General features: G+C 44.7%; 12 protein-coding genes. 9 read left to right on the top strand and 3 right to left on the bottom strand.

Annotation, left to right across the window (positions count from 1 at the left end):
* The first annotated feature begins 207 nt into the window (after nt 1-207).
* Nucleotides 208-819, top strand: coding sequence for a hypothetical protein (locus ACQZ43_RS02965; protein ID WP_430614373.1), 612 nt, complete (start codon nt 208-210; stop codon nt 817-819).
* A gap of 23 nt (nt 820-842) precedes the next feature.
* Nucleotides 843-3,953, top strand: a complete 3,111-nt coding sequence (locus ACQZ43_RS02960) for a hypothetical protein (protein ID WP_430614372.1) — start codon at nt 843-845, stop codon at nt 3,951-3,953.
* Between the two features lie 360 nt (nt 3,954-4,313).
* On the opposite strand, the gene ACQZ43_RS02955 is transcribed toward ACQZ43_RS02960, so the two are convergent.
* Nucleotides 4,314-4,919 (bottom strand): superoxide dismutase, encoded by a 606-nt coding sequence (locus ACQZ43_RS02955; protein WP_430614370.1) that lies wholly within the window; start codon nt 4,917-4,919, stop codon nt 4,314-4,316.
* A 113-nt stretch (nt 4,920-5,032) separates the two neighbouring features.
* On the opposite strand from ACQZ43_RS02955, the gene ACQZ43_RS02950 reads away from it, so the two are divergent.
* The 4 genes from ACQZ43_RS02950 (at nt 5,033) to ACQZ43_RS02935 (ending at nt 13,846) form a co-directional block, all read left to right on the top strand.
* The gene (locus ACQZ43_RS02950; protein ID WP_430614368.1) at nt 5,033-8,179 is read left to right on the top strand and encodes a UvrD-helicase domain-containing protein; all 3,147 of its coding nucleotides are present in this window, start codon (nt 5,033-5,035) and stop codon (nt 8,177-8,179) included.
* A 28-nt stretch (nt 8,180-8,207) separates the two neighbouring features.
* A complete protein-coding gene (gene kbl / locus ACQZ43_RS02945; RefSeq protein WP_430614367.1) occupies nt 8,208-9,404 on the top strand; it encodes a glycine C-acetyltransferase in 1,197 nt (398 codons plus the stop codon).
* A gap of 112 nt (nt 9,405-9,516) precedes the next feature.
* On the top strand, nt 9,517-10,911 hold the full coding sequence (locus ACQZ43_RS02940; RefSeq protein ID WP_430614366.1) for a thrombospondin type 3 repeat-containing protein: 1,395 nt from the start codon (nt 9,517-9,519) through the stop codon (nt 10,909-10,911).
* Between the two features lie 172 nt (nt 10,912-11,083).
* Complete coding sequence (locus ACQZ43_RS02935; RefSeq protein WP_430614364.1) at nt 11,084-13,846, top strand: PD-(D/E)XK nuclease family protein; 2,763 nt, start codon at nt 11,084-11,086, stop codon at nt 13,844-13,846.
* 22 nt (nt 13,847-13,868) lie between these two features.
* Here the strand turns inward: ACQZ43_RS02935 and ACQZ43_RS02930 are convergent, their stop codons facing one another.
* Nucleotides 13,869-14,657, bottom strand: a complete 789-nt coding sequence (locus ACQZ43_RS02930) for an alpha/beta fold hydrolase (RefSeq protein WP_430614363.1) — start codon at nt 14,655-14,657, stop codon at nt 13,869-13,871.
* A gap of 227 nt (nt 14,658-14,884) precedes the next feature.
* On the opposite strand from ACQZ43_RS02930, the gene ACQZ43_RS02925 reads away from it, so the two are divergent.
* Complete coding sequence (locus ACQZ43_RS02925; protein WP_430614361.1) at nt 14,885-16,450, top strand: NAD(P)/FAD-dependent oxidoreductase; 1,566 nt, start codon at nt 14,885-14,887, stop codon at nt 16,448-16,450.
* 107 nt (nt 16,451-16,557) lie between these two features.
* On the opposite strand, the gene ACQZ43_RS02920 is transcribed toward ACQZ43_RS02925, so the two are convergent.
* Complete coding sequence (locus tag ACQZ43_RS02920) at nt 16,558-17,850, bottom strand: aminopeptidase P family protein (protein ID WP_430614360.1); 1,293 nt, start codon at nt 17,848-17,850, stop codon at nt 16,558-16,560.
* Nucleotides 17,851-18,026: 176 nt separating this feature from the next.
* Between ACQZ43_RS02920 and ACQZ43_RS02915 the strand changes: the two genes are divergently transcribed.
* Nucleotides 18,027-18,881 carry a ChaN family lipoprotein gene (locus ACQZ43_RS02915; RefSeq protein WP_430614358.1) on the top strand — a complete coding sequence of 285 codons (855 nt, stop codon included), beginning with the start codon at nt 18,027-18,029 and terminating at the stop codon, nt 18,879-18,881.
* Nucleotides 18,882-19,060: 179 nt separating this feature from the next.
* Entirely contained in the window at nt 19,061-19,873 is an 813-nt protein-coding gene (locus ACQZ43_RS02910) for a succinate dehydrogenase cytochrome b subunit (protein WP_430614357.1), read from the top strand.
* Nucleotides 19,874-19,877: the final 4 nt, after the last annotated feature.

The raw sequence follows: 19,877 nt of genomic DNA, 5'->3' as shown, positions 1-19,877 counted from the left end.
GGTTCGACTCTAGTTGTTTTGGACTACCGCCATGGCTGGTAGAGGCGAAAGGAAAAACGGTGTGAATTAGGGTATTTGCCATAAACAATGGTGTTTTTTGTCGCTGCTAAAAAGAGGAGGACAGCCTGGTTGTTCTGTTATACTTTATAAAAACCAAAAAATTTGTTAGTAATTTTTATGTATGTTTAATTTTTAATGTAAATTGTTATGAAAAGAAGTAGTTTTAAATCCTGTTTGTTGCTCTGTTGTTTATTTGTTTTATCGGGTCAACTGTTTGCTCAGATAACTCCGGTAGGAGGAACAGCGATAGGAGCGCAATTGGCCGACCCGAGTTCTGCTCTTGATGTGGTTGGAGCCAATACAGGAGTACTGATTCCTAGAGTGGCTAATATAGCCACGAGTATTCAGAACCCAGCAAACGGTTTGTTGGTGTACGATACGGACAGACAGTGTTTAAGCCAAAATATAGGTACCCCAGCAAATCCAAATTGGGTGTGCATTAGTGGAAATGTAGTCAAGTTCTTTTATATGCCTTCTATAGTATTAGATATCACTAATACTTCGGGCAGCTATAACCTTTATGAATTGTATAAAACCCAGTTCTCTAATCCAAGAGCAGTTAGTAATGGGGCGCCTACTCAAATTCCTTTTTTTAGCGCAGCCTCCGATTTGTATTATTATGTCACACATTATAGCGAAACTGTTTTTTATGATGTAGCCGTAACCGCCGATGGTATTCTAACTTATCGCGTTCAGCCTACTGCCCAGCTCAATGGCGATAGCAGTGATTTTATGAATGTGGTTTTGGTGGTTAAATAATAATCGAAACAAATAGATTTAGTATGAAACAAATAATACTTATGTTGCGAACAAAGAAATCCATGCGGCTTTCTTTGTTTGTTTTCCTGTTTTCAACGTCGGTCTTTTTCGGACAAACAACCGGTTGTCCAAACGACTTTGATTGTGACGGGGTTATTGATGCCTTAGATATAGATGACGATAACGACGGGATTTACGATCATGTTGAGTCTCCCAACTGTTTTTATCTCGATAAAACTGTTTTTTACGCTGGAGATCGCCGGGTACTGTTGGAGGTCAGTTCAACGCTGAATTATGTGTCTGGTTCTCCATCGGAATTAATAGACGGCATTACTTTAAATAATACCGGCCTGTTGTTTAGTACGGGCGGCGAGTTAGAGGGAAAGGAAATTTTTAAAATCAGCACCCTGCTGAGCAATGGAATAGAATTTAATTCCTTTACTATTCATTACTCTTCCTTCAACTTTTTTAACAACTCCTCCAAGTATGTTTTACAAGGTTCACAGGATGGACTAACTTGGGTCGACTTAACGGAGAATATCATAGGAACTTCGATTAATAACAAAATCAACGGGATTACCGTTACTAAAAACCAAGGGCGGTATGCTGTTTATAGACTTTTGGGCACGGGCGGTAGCTACTCAGGTACGCAAAGGATGTTGGAAATTACGGCGACCGTAGGAAGCTATATGCCCTCTTTTCATCCTAAAGCCGATTGCGTAGACGAAGACATTAACCTAAACGGTAGACCCAATCATCAAGACTTAGACAGTGATGGTGATGGGGCTTTCGATGTTGTGGAAGCGGGATTTAGCGATTCCGATAATGACGGTATGGTCGGTGTCGGTCCCGTAGCTGTAGATGTTAATGGCGCAGTAATCGGTCATGGTTATATTACGCCACTCGAATTTTATAAAAACCCACTCATTAATGCTATGCATGACTTTGACGGCGATGGTGTTCCCGATCTTTTAGATGTAGACGACGACAACGACGGGATTTACGATCATGTCGAATCGCCGAGTTGTTTTGTATTGTCTAAGTCCTTATACGAGGTACAAGAACGCAACGAGCTCTTGGAAGCCGATAGTGGGTTGCCGTATTCAGCAGGTATTCCCGCTTTCCTGATTGATGGTCTTGCGGATGTGGACAGTCCTGGTTTGGAAATTCCTGCGGCCACATCCTTGGCTGATCGCGAGATTTTTAGGCTTGCTGTTCGAACGGCTATGGGTGTGGAATACAGTGCTTTTAAAGTGTTTTTTAAGGCAAAGGATTTTTTTACGAACAGTTCAAGAGTGTTGTTGCAAGGGTCTAATGACGGAATTTCATGGGTCGATTTATCATCGTCCATAACCCCGGCTCTCACCCTGACAGTTCCGTTGACTGTGACTAAAAATCAAGGAGTATACCGCGTTTATCGCTTGCTCGGAGTGGCAGGGGTAACTGGTATGGCCAACAGCCTTATCGAGATTAATGCTACGGTAGATAACTTTAAGCCCTCGCTGCACCCACGCGCAATTTGTACTGGCGAAGATGCCGATGGTGATGGATTTCCGAATCATCAAGATTTAAATGCCGATGCCGACACTTGTAGCGACGTAATCGAAATGGGTTATTCAGATCCTGATCACGACGGTATGTTGGGAGTCAGTCCGGTAACTGTAGATCGTTACGGTGCTGTAACGGGGTCTGGGGGATATACAGTGCCAAAAAACTTGTATTGGTTAGATGCTAGCAAAAATGTCTGTACCGGGGCAGGAATTCCCGTAGACGAAGATTCGTATTGTTTTGATTTGGAAAATATCTCCAACGATTATTCTTGGATTCAGTCGCTTTGGCATCAAACCGTAATCCGTACAAGAACGGGATATTCTATTTTCGGAGAGGCAGTCTTGGACAATGTGTATACGCCTATAAAAATTTTGCCCGACCTAGATCAGGAACCGGCAAATCCACCGCATCACTTGGGTACTAATTATGAAGGCGATATCAGGCTGGTTGCTGCAGGAGGGCAATCTGGAGGGTTTTTGCTCTTGTCTACCGAAGGTCTCTATGCTTGGGGAGTGAAACGGACTATTCCGGAAGCTTGGTGGCCACAAGCACCCGTGGAGCACACTTCTTTTCAAAGGGTTCCGCTACCCGAGGGTGTAACGCCTGATCAAATTAAAAATATGATTGCGGCGAGCTTTAATGTTACTCTCCTTACTAAGTCTGGAGATGTTTATATTGCTGCTTTTAACAATAGTCAACTCGGTTATTTCAGTTATCCGTCTGTCTATGGGGACGGTAGTTTAGAGACTGACGACAAATGGCATAAAGCCGCAATTAGTCATGTGACTTCTATAAAAGTGTATTTCCGAGGGCATGTGATGGCTCTAACGCAAAACGGCGATTTATATACTTGGGGAGATTATATTTACAAAGGCGATGGGTCGCCAAGGTTTAGTAGTTCTGTGCCGGTAAAAATGGCGTTGCCTCCGGGAATCCAAGTGAAGATGACGGCCATAACAGGAACTAATTTTGCTCCGGGTGCTTCTGCGGTAAGTGAGCCTACTTATTATATTTTAGGTCAGGATAAAAGAGTGTATTCTCTAGGTATTAATAATCACGGAATGCTTGGAATTGGAACGCGCGCCACTAGTACGACTTGGCAAACAGTGCTAAGTCCAACAGGCAATGGAGTCGGAACTGGGACTGGATTTTTAGAGAACATCAAGTTTATAAATGCTTCTAGCCATAACTCTGCTGGTGAGGGCGCAGGGGCTATAGATGAAGATGGCGTTCCTTATTTGTGGGGAGCCAACGATTCGGATTATTATAGATTAGGTATTCATGGTGGGGATGTCTTACGACCTGCTATTCCCAATGGGATTGTACCCGGAGATCACGACATTGTTTATATTGAAATCGGAGGGCATGTAACTCCCATGATTGATATGACACGTGGTAAAATAGGGTACGTGGGACATAAAGTAAACGGTAGTATGGGTAATGGGCCAGGAAAGGTTACTATTAAATCTTATGATTTCACAGATACTCAAGAAGTCGATTTCTGTGACATTGAAATTGGTGTCCCTAAAAAGACTAGGGTAACGGTTAATCCAATGATTATCAATCTGAAAGCAAAAAAGTAAAGAGATGAAAATTCACTAGGACTTTAATGTTTAAATGGATTTTTAAATAGAACACCTGAATGACTAAGTAACTTGATGCTGATAATTCTTAGGGCAGTCGAATGAGATTTGCGTCATTGTCAACAACGCAAAGTTAAATAGAGGGTAAGCCTGAAGGGGTGAATGAGGGTGTTTAGGACTTCGGCTCTAAAAGCCTTGGGTTTTCTATATGTATTAATGGGCTTTAGAGTAAAAGCAGCAGTAGATTCACATCTACTGCTGCTTTTTTATTGTGCAATACTCAGCGGCAGGGCTGTCAGGGACTTTAAACAACGAAGGCCGTTTCGAAGAAACAGCCTTGGTCAATTTTTGCGCGGATGCTTATTTAGCAGCAGCGTACCTCTTGGCTACTTCTTCCCAGTTGATTACATTAAAGAACGCAGTAATATAATCCGGTCTGCGGTTCTGGTAGTTGAGGTAGTAAGCGTGTTCCCAAACATCCATTCCCAAGATTGGCGTGCCTGAACAGCTAACCCCTGGCATCAATGGATTGTCTTGATTAGGTGTTCCACATACAGCCAATTTGCCGTCTTTTACACACAACCAAGCCCATCCTGAGCCGAATTGAGTAGCTCCAGCTTTGGCGAAAGCCTCTTTAAAAGCCTCAAAAGAACCCAAATCCTTATCGATAGCTGCAGCGAGTTCGCCTGTGGGTTCGCCACCACCGTTTGGACTCATTACTTCCCAAAACAAGTTGTGGTTGTAAAATCCACCTCCGTTGTTGCGAACAGCGCCGTTGGATAAGTCTAGGTGATGTAGTATTTCTTCGATGCTCTTTCCTTCTAAATCGGTGCCTGCAATAGCAGCATTCAAGTTCGTGGTATAAGCATTGTGATGTTTGGTATGGTGTATTTCCATGGTGCGAGCATCAATATGCGGCTCCAACGCATCGTAAGCGTAGGGTAATTTTGGTAATTCGAATGCCATAATTAGTGTTATTAAAAAGATTAGTATTATTTTTATTCAAATTTAATGATTTAACTTCAATATCAAAAGGAGACTAAGTTTAATTATCGTTAACTGTAATATAAAATAAATAAGTGACTACTGCCTCATTCTCAATTTATAACGCCTCGGCGGGCTCCGGAAAAACCCATACTTTAGTTAAAGAATACCTGAAAATCTTGCTGTCCGACAAGACTAACGACGCCTATAAAAACATTTTGGCCATTACCTTTACCAACAAAGCGGTGGAGGAAATGAAGTCGCGCATTGTTTCCAGTTTATTTGCGTTCTCCCAAGAGGAAGTGCCCGAAAAACACTGGGGCATGCTGGAGCAGATCGAAGCGGAAACGGGCATAAAAGCCGAGTTGATTAAGAGTAAGTCCAAGGTAATCATTAAAAACATCATCCACAATTATGCGGCCTTTGACATTTCGACCATCGATAAGTTTACGCATAAAATCATTCGTTCCTTTGCCCATGATTTAAACTTGCCCATTACCTTTGACGTCTCGTTGGAATCGGAAGAATTGCTGCAGGAAGCCGTAGACGCCATCGTGTCTAGGGCCGGTACCGATCGGGAGTTGACCGACCTGCTCATCGCGTTTTCCATAGATAAGGCCGATAACGACAAGAGTTGGGACGTGACCCGGGAGCTGATGGAAATCGGTTACCTGCTGATGAACGAAAACAATCGCGACGAAATAGCCCTGTTTCAAGAGGTCAACTTACCCGATTTTGTGGCGGTACGCGACCGACTAAAAGCCGAAATTAAAAAGATCAGCGCACAGACCAAGGCCTTGGGTAGTGAGGCCCTACAGTGGATGCGCGACGAAAACATCGACGAAAAATCCTTTTCCCGAGGAACCTTTCCCAATCACTTAAAGAAAATCCAAACCGATGAAGTCACCGCTGCGCACAAGCGATTTGTCGAATTTGACGATGTGCAAATCAATAAAACCGCTGCCGATCGGGCCCAAATAGAGGCGGTGATTCCACGCTGGTTAGCGCTGTTGCAAACCGTTTATAAAGCCTATGCCAAAAGGGCTTTTTACGAGGCCTTTTTAAAAAATATAACCCCGCTTTCGCTGTTGAATACCATCCGACAGGAGCTGGACCGCATACAGGAGGAGCAAAATATACTGTCGATCTCGCAGTTTAACGCCATCATCTACAAGGAGATTCAAAACCAACCCGCGCCGTTTATATACGAGCGCCTGGGCGAGCGCTACCGACATTTTTTTATCGATGAGTTCCAAGACACCTCCGAAATGCAGTGGTTAAACCTAATTCCGTTAATCGACAATGCTCTGGCCGGCGAAGACCTGTCGGGAACCAAGGGAACCCTGATGATTGTCGGCGACCCCAAACAGTCCATCTACAGGTGGCGTGGCGGTAAAGCCGAGCAATTTATCGCTTTGAGCAAAGGCGATAACCCTTTTTCAAACCCGAGTAAGGAAACCGTGGTTTTGGGAAAGAACTACCGCAGCTATTCCGAGGTGATCAACTTTAACAACGCCTTTTTTAAAGAGCTGTCGCATTCGTTTACTCAAGCCGATTATCAAGACCTGTACGCCAACAACAGCAGCCAGGAAACCAACGCCAAAACCGGCGGTTATGTCAACATACAATTTTTACCCGCCTCCGAATCGGACGAAGAGGTAGAAACCAAAGAAGCCTTGCACGTCAAGGCGACTTTGGAAACGATACAAAAGGTTAAAGCCCAGGGGTTTCAATACCGCGACATCGTGGTGTTGACCCGAAAGCGAGCGGCAGGTGTGGCCTTGGCCAATTATTTGACCGAGTGGGAAGTGCCGATTCTCTCCTCGGATTCCCTGTTGATCGACAATGCCACCGAGGTGCGCCTGATCATTCAGGTATTGCGATTCCTAAAAAACGAACGCGACCGAGAGGCCAAGGCATTGATGCTCTATTACGTGGCGTCTAAGCAGCCGCAAGGAACGCCCATTCACGATTTTATTGCCGAAGGCGTAGCGATAAAAGACATACCCGAACTCGAAAAATGGTTGGCGTCCAAAGGCGTGCTCATCTCGTTTAACGGCTGTAGAAAAAAATCGCTTTACGAAGCCGTAGAAGACATCGTTCGCGCCTTTTTACAGGACAAGAGTTCGATTTCCTATGTGTTGTACTTCTTGGATTTGGTATTGGAGCGAACGATCAAGAGTCAATACAGCATTTCGGACTTTTTATACTTTTGGGAAAACAACGGACAGAAGTTTAGCATACCCACCCCAGAAGGAGTCGATGCCGTGCGCATTATGACCATACACAAGTCCAAGGGCTTGGAATTTCCCGTAGTGATTTTTCCCTTTGCCGAGGAAGATTATTCGCGGGCCTCGCGCAACAAACTCTGGTTGGATCTTGAAGACGAGGATTTGGATTTGCCCAAGGCCTTGGTCGATTCCAAAAAGGAAGTGGCCGAATACGGCGCCTGGGCAGAGCGCTTGTATCAGGAAAAACAGCAGGAGGAACTGCTGGACAATGTCAATGTGCTGTATGTGGCCCTAACCCGGGCCGAAGAGCAGCTCTATATCGTCTCGTCTAAGAATATCACCCGATCGGGAGAACTGCAAAACAACATGTCTAAGTTTTTTTTGGAGTTTTTAATCAAGTCGGGGCGCTATACCGACGAAGACTTTAGCTATGATTTTGGAGAGGCGATCAAGTGTTCGAAAACCGCTGTGCCCGATGTGGAGCACCACAATAAAACCATCTACTCCGTCGATCAGCTGATCGATTTTAAATCGATTAAAATCGCCCAACGCGAAGCCTTGATGTGGGATACCGAAAGTCAGAAAGCCATAGAATACGGCAATATACTCCATCAGATCATGGCCTATGTCTATACGATACACGACGTGGATCTGGCCTTGGACAAAAGTGTCGAGGCGGGACTGATTACCGAAAGCCAACGGTCCAATTTTAAGGAATTGGTAGAAAGCATCGTCTTTCATCCCGAATTAGCACCTTATTTTGCAGAAAATGGCCAGGTTTTTAATGAACGTACCATTTTTAGTGCTACCTTTAAGAATATCAAGCCAGACCGCGTAACCATACGCGGAAACAAGGCGTATCTGTTGGATTACAAAACGGGAAAAAACGAAGAAGCCCATATAAAGCAAGTGCGAGAATACCAGCTGGCCTTAGAGGATATGGGCTACGAAGTGGCTAAAAAAATCATCCTGTATACAGGAGATCATATAAATATGGTACATTTGCCATAGTAATTAGGAAACATAAATTTGCATAAATATGTACGGAAAGATTAAAGATTATTTGCAAGAGGAGCTCAAGGCTATCGAAGAAAATGGATTGTTTAAAAAAGAGCGTATTATCACCTCTCCTCAGGGAGCGGAGATTACGATTTCAACTGGTGAAACGGTTTTAAATTTTTGTGCCAATAACTATTTGGGACTTTCTTCCCATCCCGAAGTGGTTCAGGCGGCAAAAGACGCGTTGGACAGCCACGGTTTTGGAATGTCGTCGGTGCGTTTTATCTGTGGAACACAAGATATCCACAAAGAACTCGAACAGAAGATTGCCGATTTTTACGGCACGGAAGACACCATACTGTATGCGGCGGCCTTTGATGCCAATGGAGGGGTGTTTGAACCTTTGTTTGGTGCAGAAGACGCCATCATATCAGACAGCCTAAACCACGCCTCTATCATCGACGGTGTTCGCCTGTGTAAAGCCGCGCGTTACCGTTATGAAAATAGCGACATGAACGATTTGGAGCAACAATTGATCAAAGCCAATGAAGCCGGACACCGCTTTAAGATTATCGTAACCGATGGCGTGTTCTCTATGGATGGTTTGGTAGCGCCTTTGGATAAAATATGCGATCTAGCCGATAAATACGATGCTTTAGTCATGGTAGACGAATGTCATGCCGCCGGTTTTATCGGAGCTACGGGCAAGGGAACTCTAGAAGCAAAAGGAGTGATGGGTAGAGTAGATATTATCACCGGTACTTTGGGCAAAGCGCTCGGAGGTGCTATGGGTGGTTATACCACGGCCAAAAAAGAGATTATCGAGCTGTTGAGACAACGCTCTAGACCGTATTTGTTTTCGAACTCCCTGTCTCCGGTTATTGTCGGGGCATCGTTAAAGGTGTTTGAAGTGCTCGAAAGAGACCATACCCTACGCGATCAGTTGGAGTGGAACACCAACTACTTTAAAGCGGGAATCAAAAAGGCGGGATTGGACATTATTGACGGCGATTCGGCTATAGTACCCGTAATGTTGTACGACGCAAAATTGGCCCAAAAGATGGCCGAAGAGTTGTTGAAAAAAGGGATTTATGTAACGGGATTCTTTTTTCCGGTCGTTCCCAAGGATAAAGCGCGAATTCGCGTTCAATTATCCGCAGCACACACGCAAAAACATTTAGATAAAGCTATTCAGGCGTTTACAGAAGTAGGAAAACAGTTGAATATTATAAAATAAACACAATTTTAGTAGGAAAAAGAGATAATTGTTAAGAAATTTTTTGTAGATAACAATTAAGGTCTTATTTTTGCTACATATTATTACGTACAGTAAATAAATAAAAAAAGTTATGAAACATCTCAACAAATTATTTGCGGCAGCACTTCTTTGCGCGGGGTTAACCTCACACGCTCAGAATGCGGATCACCCTTGGGCGGTGACTATCGGAGCCAATGCTGTTGATACTAAAATTAGTACAACAAACAACTTCTCTAACAGATTAGGAGGTTACTTCAACGTTAAAGATCAGTGGAACATCCTTCCGTCTGTATCTTACTTGAACGTAGCAAGATACTTAGGAGATGGTTTCTCCTTTGGAATCACAGGATCTGTAAATAAAATTGATAAGTTCATCAAACCTGAGGCGGAAAACTACGAAATCTACAATCCAGGTGATTTAACTTACTACGGAATTGATGCAGAAGTTAAGTATAGCTTCAAAGATTTATTGAAATTTAAAGTGGTTGACCCTTTCTTATTAGTTGGTGGTGGATACACTTTTATGGGAGATGCTAGTGCTGGTACGGTTAATGGAGGTTTAGGTTTGAACTTTTGGTTCACGGAAAACATCGCTTTAAGCGTTCAGTCTACGTACAAACATTCATTTGACGATACAAGAACTCCTAATGTTGACATCGCTTCGCACATGCAACATTTCGCAGGTATTAAATTCCAATTTGGTGGAAAAGATACAGACGGAGATGGAATCTTAGACAAATACGATGAGTGTCCAGAAATTGCTGGTCTTAAAGAATTCAACGGATGTCCTGATACTGATGGTGACGGAATCCCTGACCATTTAGACGAGTGTCCAGATGTAGCTGGTTTAGCCGAATTTAACGGTTGTCCTGATACTGACGGAGACGGAGTGCCAGATCATTTAGACGAATGTCCAGATGTTGCAGGTCTTAAAGAATTCAACGGTTGTCCTGATACAGACGGAGACGGTACACCAGATAACAAAGACGAATGTCCTACAGTTCCAGGTCCTAAGGAAAACAAAGGTTGTCCTTGGCCAGATAGAGACGGTGACGGTGTTCCAGATCATTTAGACAAATGTCCAGATGTTGCAGGTCCTGCTTCTAACGACGGATGTCCAGAGATCAAAGAAGAGCAAATGAAACAGTTGAACGACTACGGAAGAACAATCTTGTTCAATACAGGTAAGTTTACTTTCCAAGAGAAAACGTTCCCAGTTCTTGACAACATGGCTAAAATCATGAGAGAGTTCCCAACGGCTAAATTTAGCATTGAAGGACATACAGATAGCACAGGTTCTGATAAAATCAACTTGCCATTATCTGAAAACAGAGCTAACGCTGTTAAAGTATATTTAATTGAAAAAGGTATCGATGCTAGTAGATTAACTTCTAAAGGTTTCGGTTCTTCTAAACCAATTGAGTCTAACAAAACCGTTAAAGGTAGAGAGATCAACAGACGTGTAGAGGTGGTTTTAGAAAAATAATCATCCCTGCAGTACAATAGAAAACGCCTCGAGAAATCGGGGCGTTTTTTTTTATATATTTATAGGAGAATGCGTTAGAAAACCCGCGCTATTCTGTGTAAATTAGTCCCGTACTAGGGCGAAAATCCACAGGGCAAAACCAAGTTTTTTGAGGTTATAATAAAAGTGTTGCATGACTAATATCCGGTTTTTAGATAAATTAAGTGTGGAAATCAAAGCGGATTTCCCCGATTCATTAGACGATTTAATCATTGTTTTGCCCAACAAAAGGGCCAAGGTGTTCTTGTTAGAAGCCTTGAAAAAACAATATCCAAAGAGCCTCTTTGCGCCTGAAATTAGCAGTGTGGAAGAATTGATTCAGCAAATGTCGGGCTTGCGGGCTTTGGACTCGATAGAACTCCTCTTTGAGTTTTATGAAGTCTACAGCACCGTGGTAACTCCGGATAAGCTACAACCCTTTGAGCAATTTGCCAATTGGGCCAAGATGCTGTTACAGGATTTCAATGAAATCGATCGGTATTTGTTAAATCCCAACCGCGTTTTTTCATACCTAAAAGACATTGAAGACATCAAGCACTGGTCTCTCGATTTGGAAAAGCGTACCACTATGATTCAGAATTATCTGGAGTTTTGGGAGATGATGCCCGTGTATTACCAAGCTTTCTTTGAGTATTTAACCGCAAAGAAAGTGGGGTACCAAGGGCTGATATACCGTCAGGCGGTAGATAAATCGGCGGAATTTGCCGAGAAACTAGGCGACAAAAAAATGTATTTTGCAGGATTCAATGCGCTCAATGCCGCAGAAGAAGTGATTATTCAAGACTTTTTGGCCAGGGGCTGCGCCAAGGTATTTTGGGATATCGACGCCGTGTTTTTAAACGACCCCTTTCACGATGCCGGACTGTTTTTGCGCCGAATTAAAAAGCAGTGGAAACACTACCGCAGCCATCCGATGGACTGGATCGTGACCGATTTTAGCGAACCCAAGACCATTCGCATTATCAAAACGCCCAAAACCGTTGGTCAGGCGCGTATTGCGGGAAAAATCATCGAGAAGATCAAGAGCGAAAACCAAAGCCTCAATCAGGTAGCCTTGGTTTTGGGCGAGGAAAACCTGTTGATGCCGGTGTTGTACTCCCTGCCTGTTGAGGTCGATGCGCTCAACATTACCATGGGCTACGACGGTCGGAGCAACCCCGTGCAAATATTGGTGGCCAAATTGTTTAAGATGCACCTCAATGCCTTGCGTCGCGATGCAGTAAACTACACCCTATACCACAAAGAGGTATTGGATGTGTTGAGCAATCCGATGATAGAGCCCTATGTGGATGCGGGAACAACCATTGCCAATATACACGAGGGCAACCTGACGTTTTTTAGCTTGGACAGCCTAAAAACCTTTAATCCGCAGCCCAATACCCTACGAGATTTGCTGTTGACCAAGTGGGAAGACAAGCCTTTGGTCGTGCTGCGGTTGTTGTCGACCATACTATTGGAAATCAAAGACAAGCACTCGGGTCAGGCGGAGGAGGAAAAGTTGTCGAAAACCTTCCTTTATTCCATGTACCAATTGATTAATAAATTAATCACCTATTGCGAAAAATACCCGACGATGGATACGGTCGAAAACGTCTATGCAATTTACAAGCAAATCATCGATTTGTCCGAAGTTTCCTTTGAAGGCGAGCCCCTAAAAGGCTTGCAGATCATGGGGGTATTGGAAAGTAGGGTACTCGATTTTGACACGGTGATCATCACCTCGGTAAACGAGGGGAAATTTCCGGCGGGCAAGTCGCAAAACTCCTTTATACCCTACGATGTAAAGCGCGAATTGGGCCTGCCGACCTACAAGGAAAAAGACGCGATTTACAGCTACCACTTCTACCACCTGCTGCTAAGAGCCAAAGACGTATACCTGTTGTACAACTCCGAAGCAGAGGGCTTGGACGCCGGGGAGCGCAGTCGATTTATCACCCAGTTGGAAATCGAAAAAAGACCCAACCACCAGTTGCAACACCTGACCTATTCCGCCTTTCTGCCCGAAAAAGCCTACCAGCCCATCGAGGTTCCCAAGTCGGAATTATTGCAGTCAAAACTGCGCGAAATTGCCGAAAACAAGGGCTTTTCGCCCTCGGCACTGACCAATTATTTGCGCAACCCCATTCAGTTCTACCTGCAGCGAATACTCGGTATACGCGAAGTGGAAGAAGTCGAGGAAAACGTAGCGCTCAACACCTTGGGAACCATTATTCACCACGCCCTGGAACAGCTGTATCAACCCCTGGTCGGCCGTATGCTTACCGTGGCCGATCTGGACGATTTGCAAAAAAAGTCCGATGCGGTGGTCGAAATGGAATTTGAAAGGGAATACAGCAGCAATAGAGAAAAACTCGGAAAAAACCTACTGGCCTTCGAAGTGGCCAAGCGAAACGTGTTTCACTTTTTGGCAGAGGAGCGCAGAAACCTTCAAAATGGCGACGAAGTGCAGATTTTGGAACTGGAACGCTCCCTTAAATACACTTTGGTAGACGAGCGATTGCCGTATCCGGTAATCATTTCGGGTTTTGTGGATCGCATTGAAATACGCAATAAGAGCATCCGCGTCATCGATTATAAATCGGGAAAAGTAACGGCTAATCAACTGCGCTTAAAGAGCTGGGACGGACTGACGGCCGATTTGAAAAACGACAAGATCATCCAGTTGCTGTGCTATGCCCTGATGTTTGAATCCGAAGCGGGCAACCGCCCCTTGGAAGCGGGTATTTACTCGTTTAAAAATCGCAAAGAAGGCTTTTTGTTCTTTGGCGTGCGCCAGGGTAAGGAAATCGATTCGGTGATTTCTGCCGAGGTACTGCGCGAATTTAAAACGGAATTGGTGGACTTGATCAACGCCATACTCCATCCCGACAGCAGTTTTGTCGAAGCGTTAAACTAAGTATTGGCTTGGGGTTCTAAGCTTATTTAAGCTTTAAAAAAGCCGTTAGGGCATCGATCAATTCCGGTTCGTTTTCCAGGTGTATCATGTGACCGCCAGCGGTGGTGACCAACTGCACCGGACTGCCCTCGATTTGGTCTAGCGCATCTTGCTGCGCGACCAAAGTGTCGCTTAGGCCGAGAATCAACAAGATCGGATAAGGCGCAAAGTGAAAAATAACTTCGCGATCCGAGCGGATTTTCATGCCTTCCAAGGCGGCTATCATCCCCTGTTTGGAGGTCTTTAAAGCCTGCTCCTTTACTTGGGCAATCTCGGGGGCAAAGCGTTGGTGTGCCGCTTCACTAAACAAGTTGTGAATCGACATCGTCACAAAAGCCGAGCTGTTTTTTTTGACCAATTCCATGGCGCGATCGCGAACAATGCGCCGTTCGGGACTATCGGCACGAGAGGTCGAAGCGACCAATGCCAAACTGCGCACCTGATCGGGATACAATTCCGCAAAGGCCAAGGCGACATAGCCCCCCATGGAATGTCCAATAAAGCTCACTTTGCGCAGTTTTAATTCCGTCAGTATCGCAAAAACAGCATCCGCCATGTCTTCCATACTGTGCACATAACCCGTACAGCCCGTTTGCCCATGCCCGAGTAAATCGATGGCAATCACGCGGTACTTCGACTCAAAATGACGCATACACCCCTGCCACATCGTGGCATTCTCCAAAAATCCATGTAAAAAAACCAAGGCCGTACCCTTGCCGCCCTCGGTAAAGGACAGGGTCGTGTTTTTATGCGTAATTTGTTTTGTCGTCATGGTTGGGAGGTGTTAATTGCAAAAATACAATTTATATAAAACAGCCCCTCCATATCCGAACAGATTTTATTTTTTTGTGCGTGCCCTGCGGGTCGGGCTATCCGCGTTATCTTTTGCTGCGCTGCGCTGCGCAAAAGGATGCTGCTGCTATCCCTCACGCAATAAATTGGGGATATTTCGTCGGACGGGTAAAAACGCGTACTTTTGCAGTCAATTATACCTAGTTCATGGCTCAAAATATCATTTTACGAATTTCACCGGCAGAAGCGGCAGACGAAAAAGTGCTAAAGACGCGCATAGCGCAAGCGGTTAAAACACCCGTTAGCGCCATTAATGCCTATCAAATCATCCGAAGCTCTTTGGATGCGCGTTCTAGAAATATCGTATTGCAATTGCAAATCAATGTGTTTATAGGTGAGGAATTTCAAGACGCTTTTGCGTTTTCGCCCAACCTGCAAAACGTGGCCAATGCAAAGGAGGTGTACATTGCAGGTGCCGGTCCTGCGGGTTTGTTTGCCGCTTTGGAGTTGATCGAACTCGGGCTAAAACCCATCATAATCGAACGCGGAAAAGACGTGCAGAGCAGACGACGCGATTTGGCGGCGATGAACAAAGAGGGAATTGTCAATCCAGAATCCAACTATTGCTACGGCGAAGGCGGGGCGGGGACCTATTCCGATGGGAAGCTGTACACCCGTTCGACCAAAAGAGGCAATATCATCAAAAGCCTACAGTGGTTTCACTATTTTGGAGCCTCTGAAAAAATACTACAAGAAGCACACCCCCATATCGGCACCAATAAATTGCCGGCAATCATTGCCAATATGCGCAAGGGTATCATCGAATGCGGGGGAGAAGTGTGGTTCGACACCAAATTGACCGACATACACATCGAAAACAACCGGATTAAGGGATTGACGCTCAACGGCGAAATCACCGTGAAAACCGAACAATTGATCCTGGCTACAGGACATTCTGCCCGAGATATCTTTAGGATGTTGGAGGCGAAAAAAGTGCATATAGAGGCCAAAGCCTTTGCCTTGGGCGTTCGGGTAGAACACCCTCAGGCGCTGATTGACCGTGCTCAGTATCACTGTGGCATCGGCGAGTCGAGAAACCCCATATTGCCTGCGGCCTCGTATTCCTTGGTGAGTCAGGAAGCGGGTAGAGGTGTTTTCTCGTTTTGTATGTGTCCCGGCGGAATCATCGCTCCGGCGAGTACCGACGAAGGAGAGCTGGTGGTCAACGGTTGGTCGCCCTCCAAGCGCGACGGCCTATTTGCCAACTCGGGTATGGTGGTGACGGTCGATGAAAAGGACTTTGCTCAATACGGTTTTACGGGACCTTTGGCTGCGATGGAATTTCAGCAACTCATCGAAAAGAGAGCCTGGGAAGCAGGCGGCGGCTTGTTAAAAGCACCGGCCCAACGCATGACCGATTTCGTTCGGGGAAAAGTGTCGACTAGCCTGCCGGATTGTTCGTATTTGCCGGGGATAAGCTCCAATTTGCTCGATCAGGTCTTGACCAAAGAAGTGCGCATAGCCCTACAAGAGGGATTTGTAACCTTTGGCAATAAAATGCGCGGTTACTATACCGAAGAGGCTGTGGTGGTGGCTACGGAAAGCCGAACCTCGTCGCCGGTGCGCATTCCCAGAGACGAACTCACCCTGGAACACGTTCAGGTCAAGGGCTTGTTTCCCTGTGCCGAAGGTGCGGGCTATGCCGGAGGAATTATTTCTGCGGCTATGGATGGGGTAAAGGTGGCGCAAGCCGTACATCGACAGTTGCTCTAATAGCGATAACAGGCTTTTCGGACGGTTTAACGTCCGTATTCTATACAAAAAAACCGCTTTTACCTTGGGGAAAAGCGGTTTTTTTCGTAACTTATAGATACAGCGTCTTAGGTATTCATCAGCGATTCGATCTCCTCGGCGAGTATGGGGATGTTTTTCATCAGGTTGATCGGTTCACCCTGAGGTTGGATCACCACATTGTCTTCAAGGCGTATTCCAAAACCTTCTTCGGGTATGTAAATACCGGGCTCCACGGTAAAAACCATATTGGCCTCCATCGGCAGGTGCAGCAAGCCGTAGTCGTGCGTGTCTAGTCCCAACTGATGCGAAGTACCGTGCATAAAATACTTTTTATAGGCGGGCCAGGCCGGATCCTCGTTTTGTAGGTCGGCACGGTCTAACAGGCCCAGTCCAAGGAGTTCGGAAGTCATAATTTTACCCACTTCTTCGTGGTAATTTCTCCAAAGCGTTCCGGGTGCTAACATTTTAGTAGCCTCGTTTTTTACGCGCAATACCGCATCATATACCTGACGTTGGCGTTTGCTATAGCGTCCATTTACCGGTATGGTTCGCGTTAGGTCGCTCGAGTAATTGGCGTATTCCGAAGCGGTGTCCAGCAGGATTAAATCCCCCGACAAACACGCCTGATTGTTTTCTATATAGTGCAATACATTGCTGTTATTTCCCGAAGCGATAATTGGTGTATAGGCGAAGCCTTTGGAGCGATTGCGGATAAATTCGTGAATCAATTCCGCTTCGATTTCGTATTCCCATACACCGGGTTTTACAAAGCTCAACACGCGGCGAAAGCCCTTTTCGGTAATGTCGCAGGCGTGTTGAATCAACGCGATTTCCTCGGCTTCTTTAATCGAGCGGATTTGCTGTAATATGGGGTTGCTCTTGGCTACCTGATGTGCCGGGTAGGTTTCCTTCCACCATTTGATAAAGCGGTCTTCCCGGGTTTGGGTCTCTACGGCCGAACGGTAATGCTCGTTGGTATTGATATACATGGTGTCGGCATAGGCCATGATTTCCTTTAAAACCCGCTCGAAATCGGCAAGCCAATACACCGTTTTAATGCCAGACACTTCAAAGGCCTGTGCTTGGGTTAATTTGGCGCCTTCCCAAACCGCAATTTGCGCGTTGGTTTCGCGTACAAACAGCAGTTCTCTCAGCTGCTCAAAGGGCGCATCGGGAAACAAAACCAGGATCGACTCCTCTTGGTCTATACCCGAGAGGTAGAAGATATCGCGGTGTTGTGCAAAGGGCAAAGTGCTGTCGGCACTTACGGGATAGATGTCGTTAGAATTGAATACCGCCACGCTGTTGGGGCGCATGGCAGCAGTGAATTTTTTTCTATTCTTAACGAATAAAAGGGGGTCGATTTGTTTATATTTCATAATTTTGAGGTTTAATGCGCTGCGCGTTTTTCAAAGTTAGTGACTTTTTGTGGCAACAAGCCCCTAGTCTTCGTAAAATGTGGCGTAAATCAACGGACAACAGCCGCCTTTTTAAGGAATAGCAGCGCGGTTTTGGACGACTTTTACAAGGCGTTAATACTTAAAATTACCCCTCAATGACACGATATATCACCACTGTTTTGCTGCTGTTTAGCAGCCTGCTCATCACGGCTCAAGAAGTGCAACCCTACCAGATTTATACCAAGAGTGGAAAGAAAACCACCTATAAAAAAATGATACGCGACGCCGCCAAAAAAGACGTGGTGCTCTTTGGCGAATACCACGACAATTCCATAGTGCATTGGCTGCAATTAAAAATGGCCCAAACCCTGACGGCACAACAACCCGTAATGATGGGGGCCGAGATGTTTGAAGCGGATAATCAGCGGGGACTAAACCGCTATCTCAGCGGCGAAATCGACCAAAAAGGCATGGATACCCTGGTGCGTTTGTGGAACAATTACAAGACGGATTACAAGCCCTTGGTCGATTTGGCCAAGGCGAAAAACATCGCGTTTATCGCTACAAATGTACCCAGACGCTATGCGAGTAAGGTGTTTAAAGAAGGGGTGGAATCCCTGGAACTCTTAAGCGCAGAAGAGAAGACTTGGATGGCGCCCTTACCGTTTCCTTATGATAAAAATTTGCCGGGTTATCTGAAAATGATGGAAATGTTTGAGGATCATGCAAACGATAATTTGCCCAAAGCTCAGGCGATTAAAGACGCTACTATGGCGTATTTTATCGATAAAAACCGACCGCCAAACACCCTGTTTTTGCATTTTAACGGCAGCTATCACAGCGACGATTACGAGGGGATTAACTGGTATTTAAACCGCTATAATCCTGATTTAAAGCTCTTAACCATAGCCACGGTTTCTCAGGAACAACTGCAAAAACTCGACAAAGATTTTTTGGGTAAAGCCGATTATATCATCGTTACAGACAAAGATATGACCAAAACATTTTAGTTTTTTTTCATTTTCGTTAACTTTTTCACTTTTTTAGTAAGTTAATAGTTGTTTTCCTTTAAAATCAAGGGTTTTTAGCTTGTTTATACCGAGTATAAATAAATGAAGCCCTTTGTAAGTGACTGTTTTTAGCTGTATTTTTGTTTGATTTTTTTCAAGAAAACTATTAAAATTACACTATGGCAAAATCTGCACTTTTAAAGTCGTCAATCGGTAAGAAATACTGGATGGCTCTTACGGGTTTATTTTTATGCGTGTTTTTGGTAGGTCACTTAGTAGGTAACCTTCAGTTGATTTTTGGCACTCAGTTGCAATTCAACGAGTATGCCCTATTTATGACTACCAATCCAGCAGTAAAAATTCTTTCTTACGTAACGTACATTTCAATTTTATTCCACGCAATCGATGGGATTTTATTGACAATCCAAAACAAAAAAGCACGACCGATCGGTTATGCTAAGAACAATGCGGCGTCAAACAGTACTTGGCAGTCGAGAAACATGGCGATTTTGGGCACGTTAATCTTGGTTTTCATCGCGACGCACATGATGAACTTTTGGGCGAAAATGCACTTTGAAGAAATGCCATTACACACCACTACCATCGAGGTACAACCGGGTATGGCACAAGATTTTTACGTAACGACGCAAGGAGGGTATTTGCCTAAAGATGGCGTGGAGATCAAAAACAAAACAGAGTTTTTCGATCCTACCGCTAAAGTTAAAATTGCACAGGGATACAAAGATTTACATTCGATTACTATTGCCTTTTTCAAAGATGCGAAATACGGTTTAGCATTTACTGTTTTTTATGTGTTTTCAATGCTTGTTTTAGCCTTCCACTTAATGCATGGATTTAAAAGTGCTTTTCAGTCTCTAGGGGCTAATAATCCTAAATACAATGGTTTAATCTCAGGTTTAGGAAAGGGATTTGCAATTATAGTTCCTTTGTTGTTTGCGATTATTCCAATTTACATTCATTTTATTAAGTAGTCAT

The organism is Flavobacterium sp. JP2137 (assembly GCF_050562195.1).
Classification (GTDB): Bacteria; Bacteroidota; Bacteroidia; order Flavobacteriales; family Flavobacteriaceae; genus Flavobacterium.
Note: the sequence above shows the minus strand (reverse complement) of the source record. Positions and strands in the feature narration are given on the sequence as shown.

Excerpts from the sequence above, each read along its gene's own strand:
- ACQZ43_RS02965 (WP_430614373.1), top strand. The coding sequence starts at position 208 with ATGAAAAGAAGTAGTTTTAAATCCTGTTTGTTGCTCTGTTGTTTATTT.
- ACQZ43_RS02960 (WP_430614372.1), top strand. The coding sequence starts at position 843 with ATGAAACAAATAATACTTATGTTGCGAACAAAGAAATCCATGCGGCTT.
- ACQZ43_RS02955 (WP_430614370.1), bottom strand. The coding sequence starts at position 4,919 with ATGGCATTCGAATTACCAAAATTACCCTACGCTTACGATGCGTTGGAG.
- kbl (WP_430614367.1), top strand. The coding sequence starts at position 8,208 with ATGTACGGAAAGATTAAAGATTATTTGCAAGAGGAGCTCAAGGCTATC.
- ACQZ43_RS02940 (WP_430614366.1), top strand. The coding sequence starts at position 9,517 with ATGAAACATCTCAACAAATTATTTGCGGCAGCACTTCTTTGCGCGGGG.
- ACQZ43_RS02935 (WP_430614364.1), top strand. The coding sequence starts at position 11,084 with ATGACTAATATCCGGTTTTTAGATAAATTAAGTGTGGAAATCAAAGCG.
- ACQZ43_RS02930 (WP_430614363.1), bottom strand. The coding sequence starts at position 14,657 with ATGACGACAAAACAAATTACGCATAAAAACACGACCCTGTCCTTTACC.
- ACQZ43_RS02925 (WP_430614361.1), top strand. The coding sequence starts at position 14,885 with ATGGCTCAAAATATCATTTTACGAATTTCACCGGCAGAAGCGGCAGAC.
- ACQZ43_RS02920 (WP_430614360.1), bottom strand. The coding sequence starts at position 17,850 with ATGAAATATAAACAAATCGACCCCCTTTTATTCGTTAAGAATAGAAAA.
- ACQZ43_RS02915 (WP_430614358.1), top strand. The coding sequence starts at position 18,027 with ATGACACGATATATCACCACTGTTTTGCTGCTGTTTAGCAGCCTGCTC.
- ACQZ43_RS02910 (WP_430614357.1), top strand. The coding sequence starts at position 19,061 with ATGGCAAAATCTGCACTTTTAAAGTCGTCAATCGGTAAGAAATACTGG.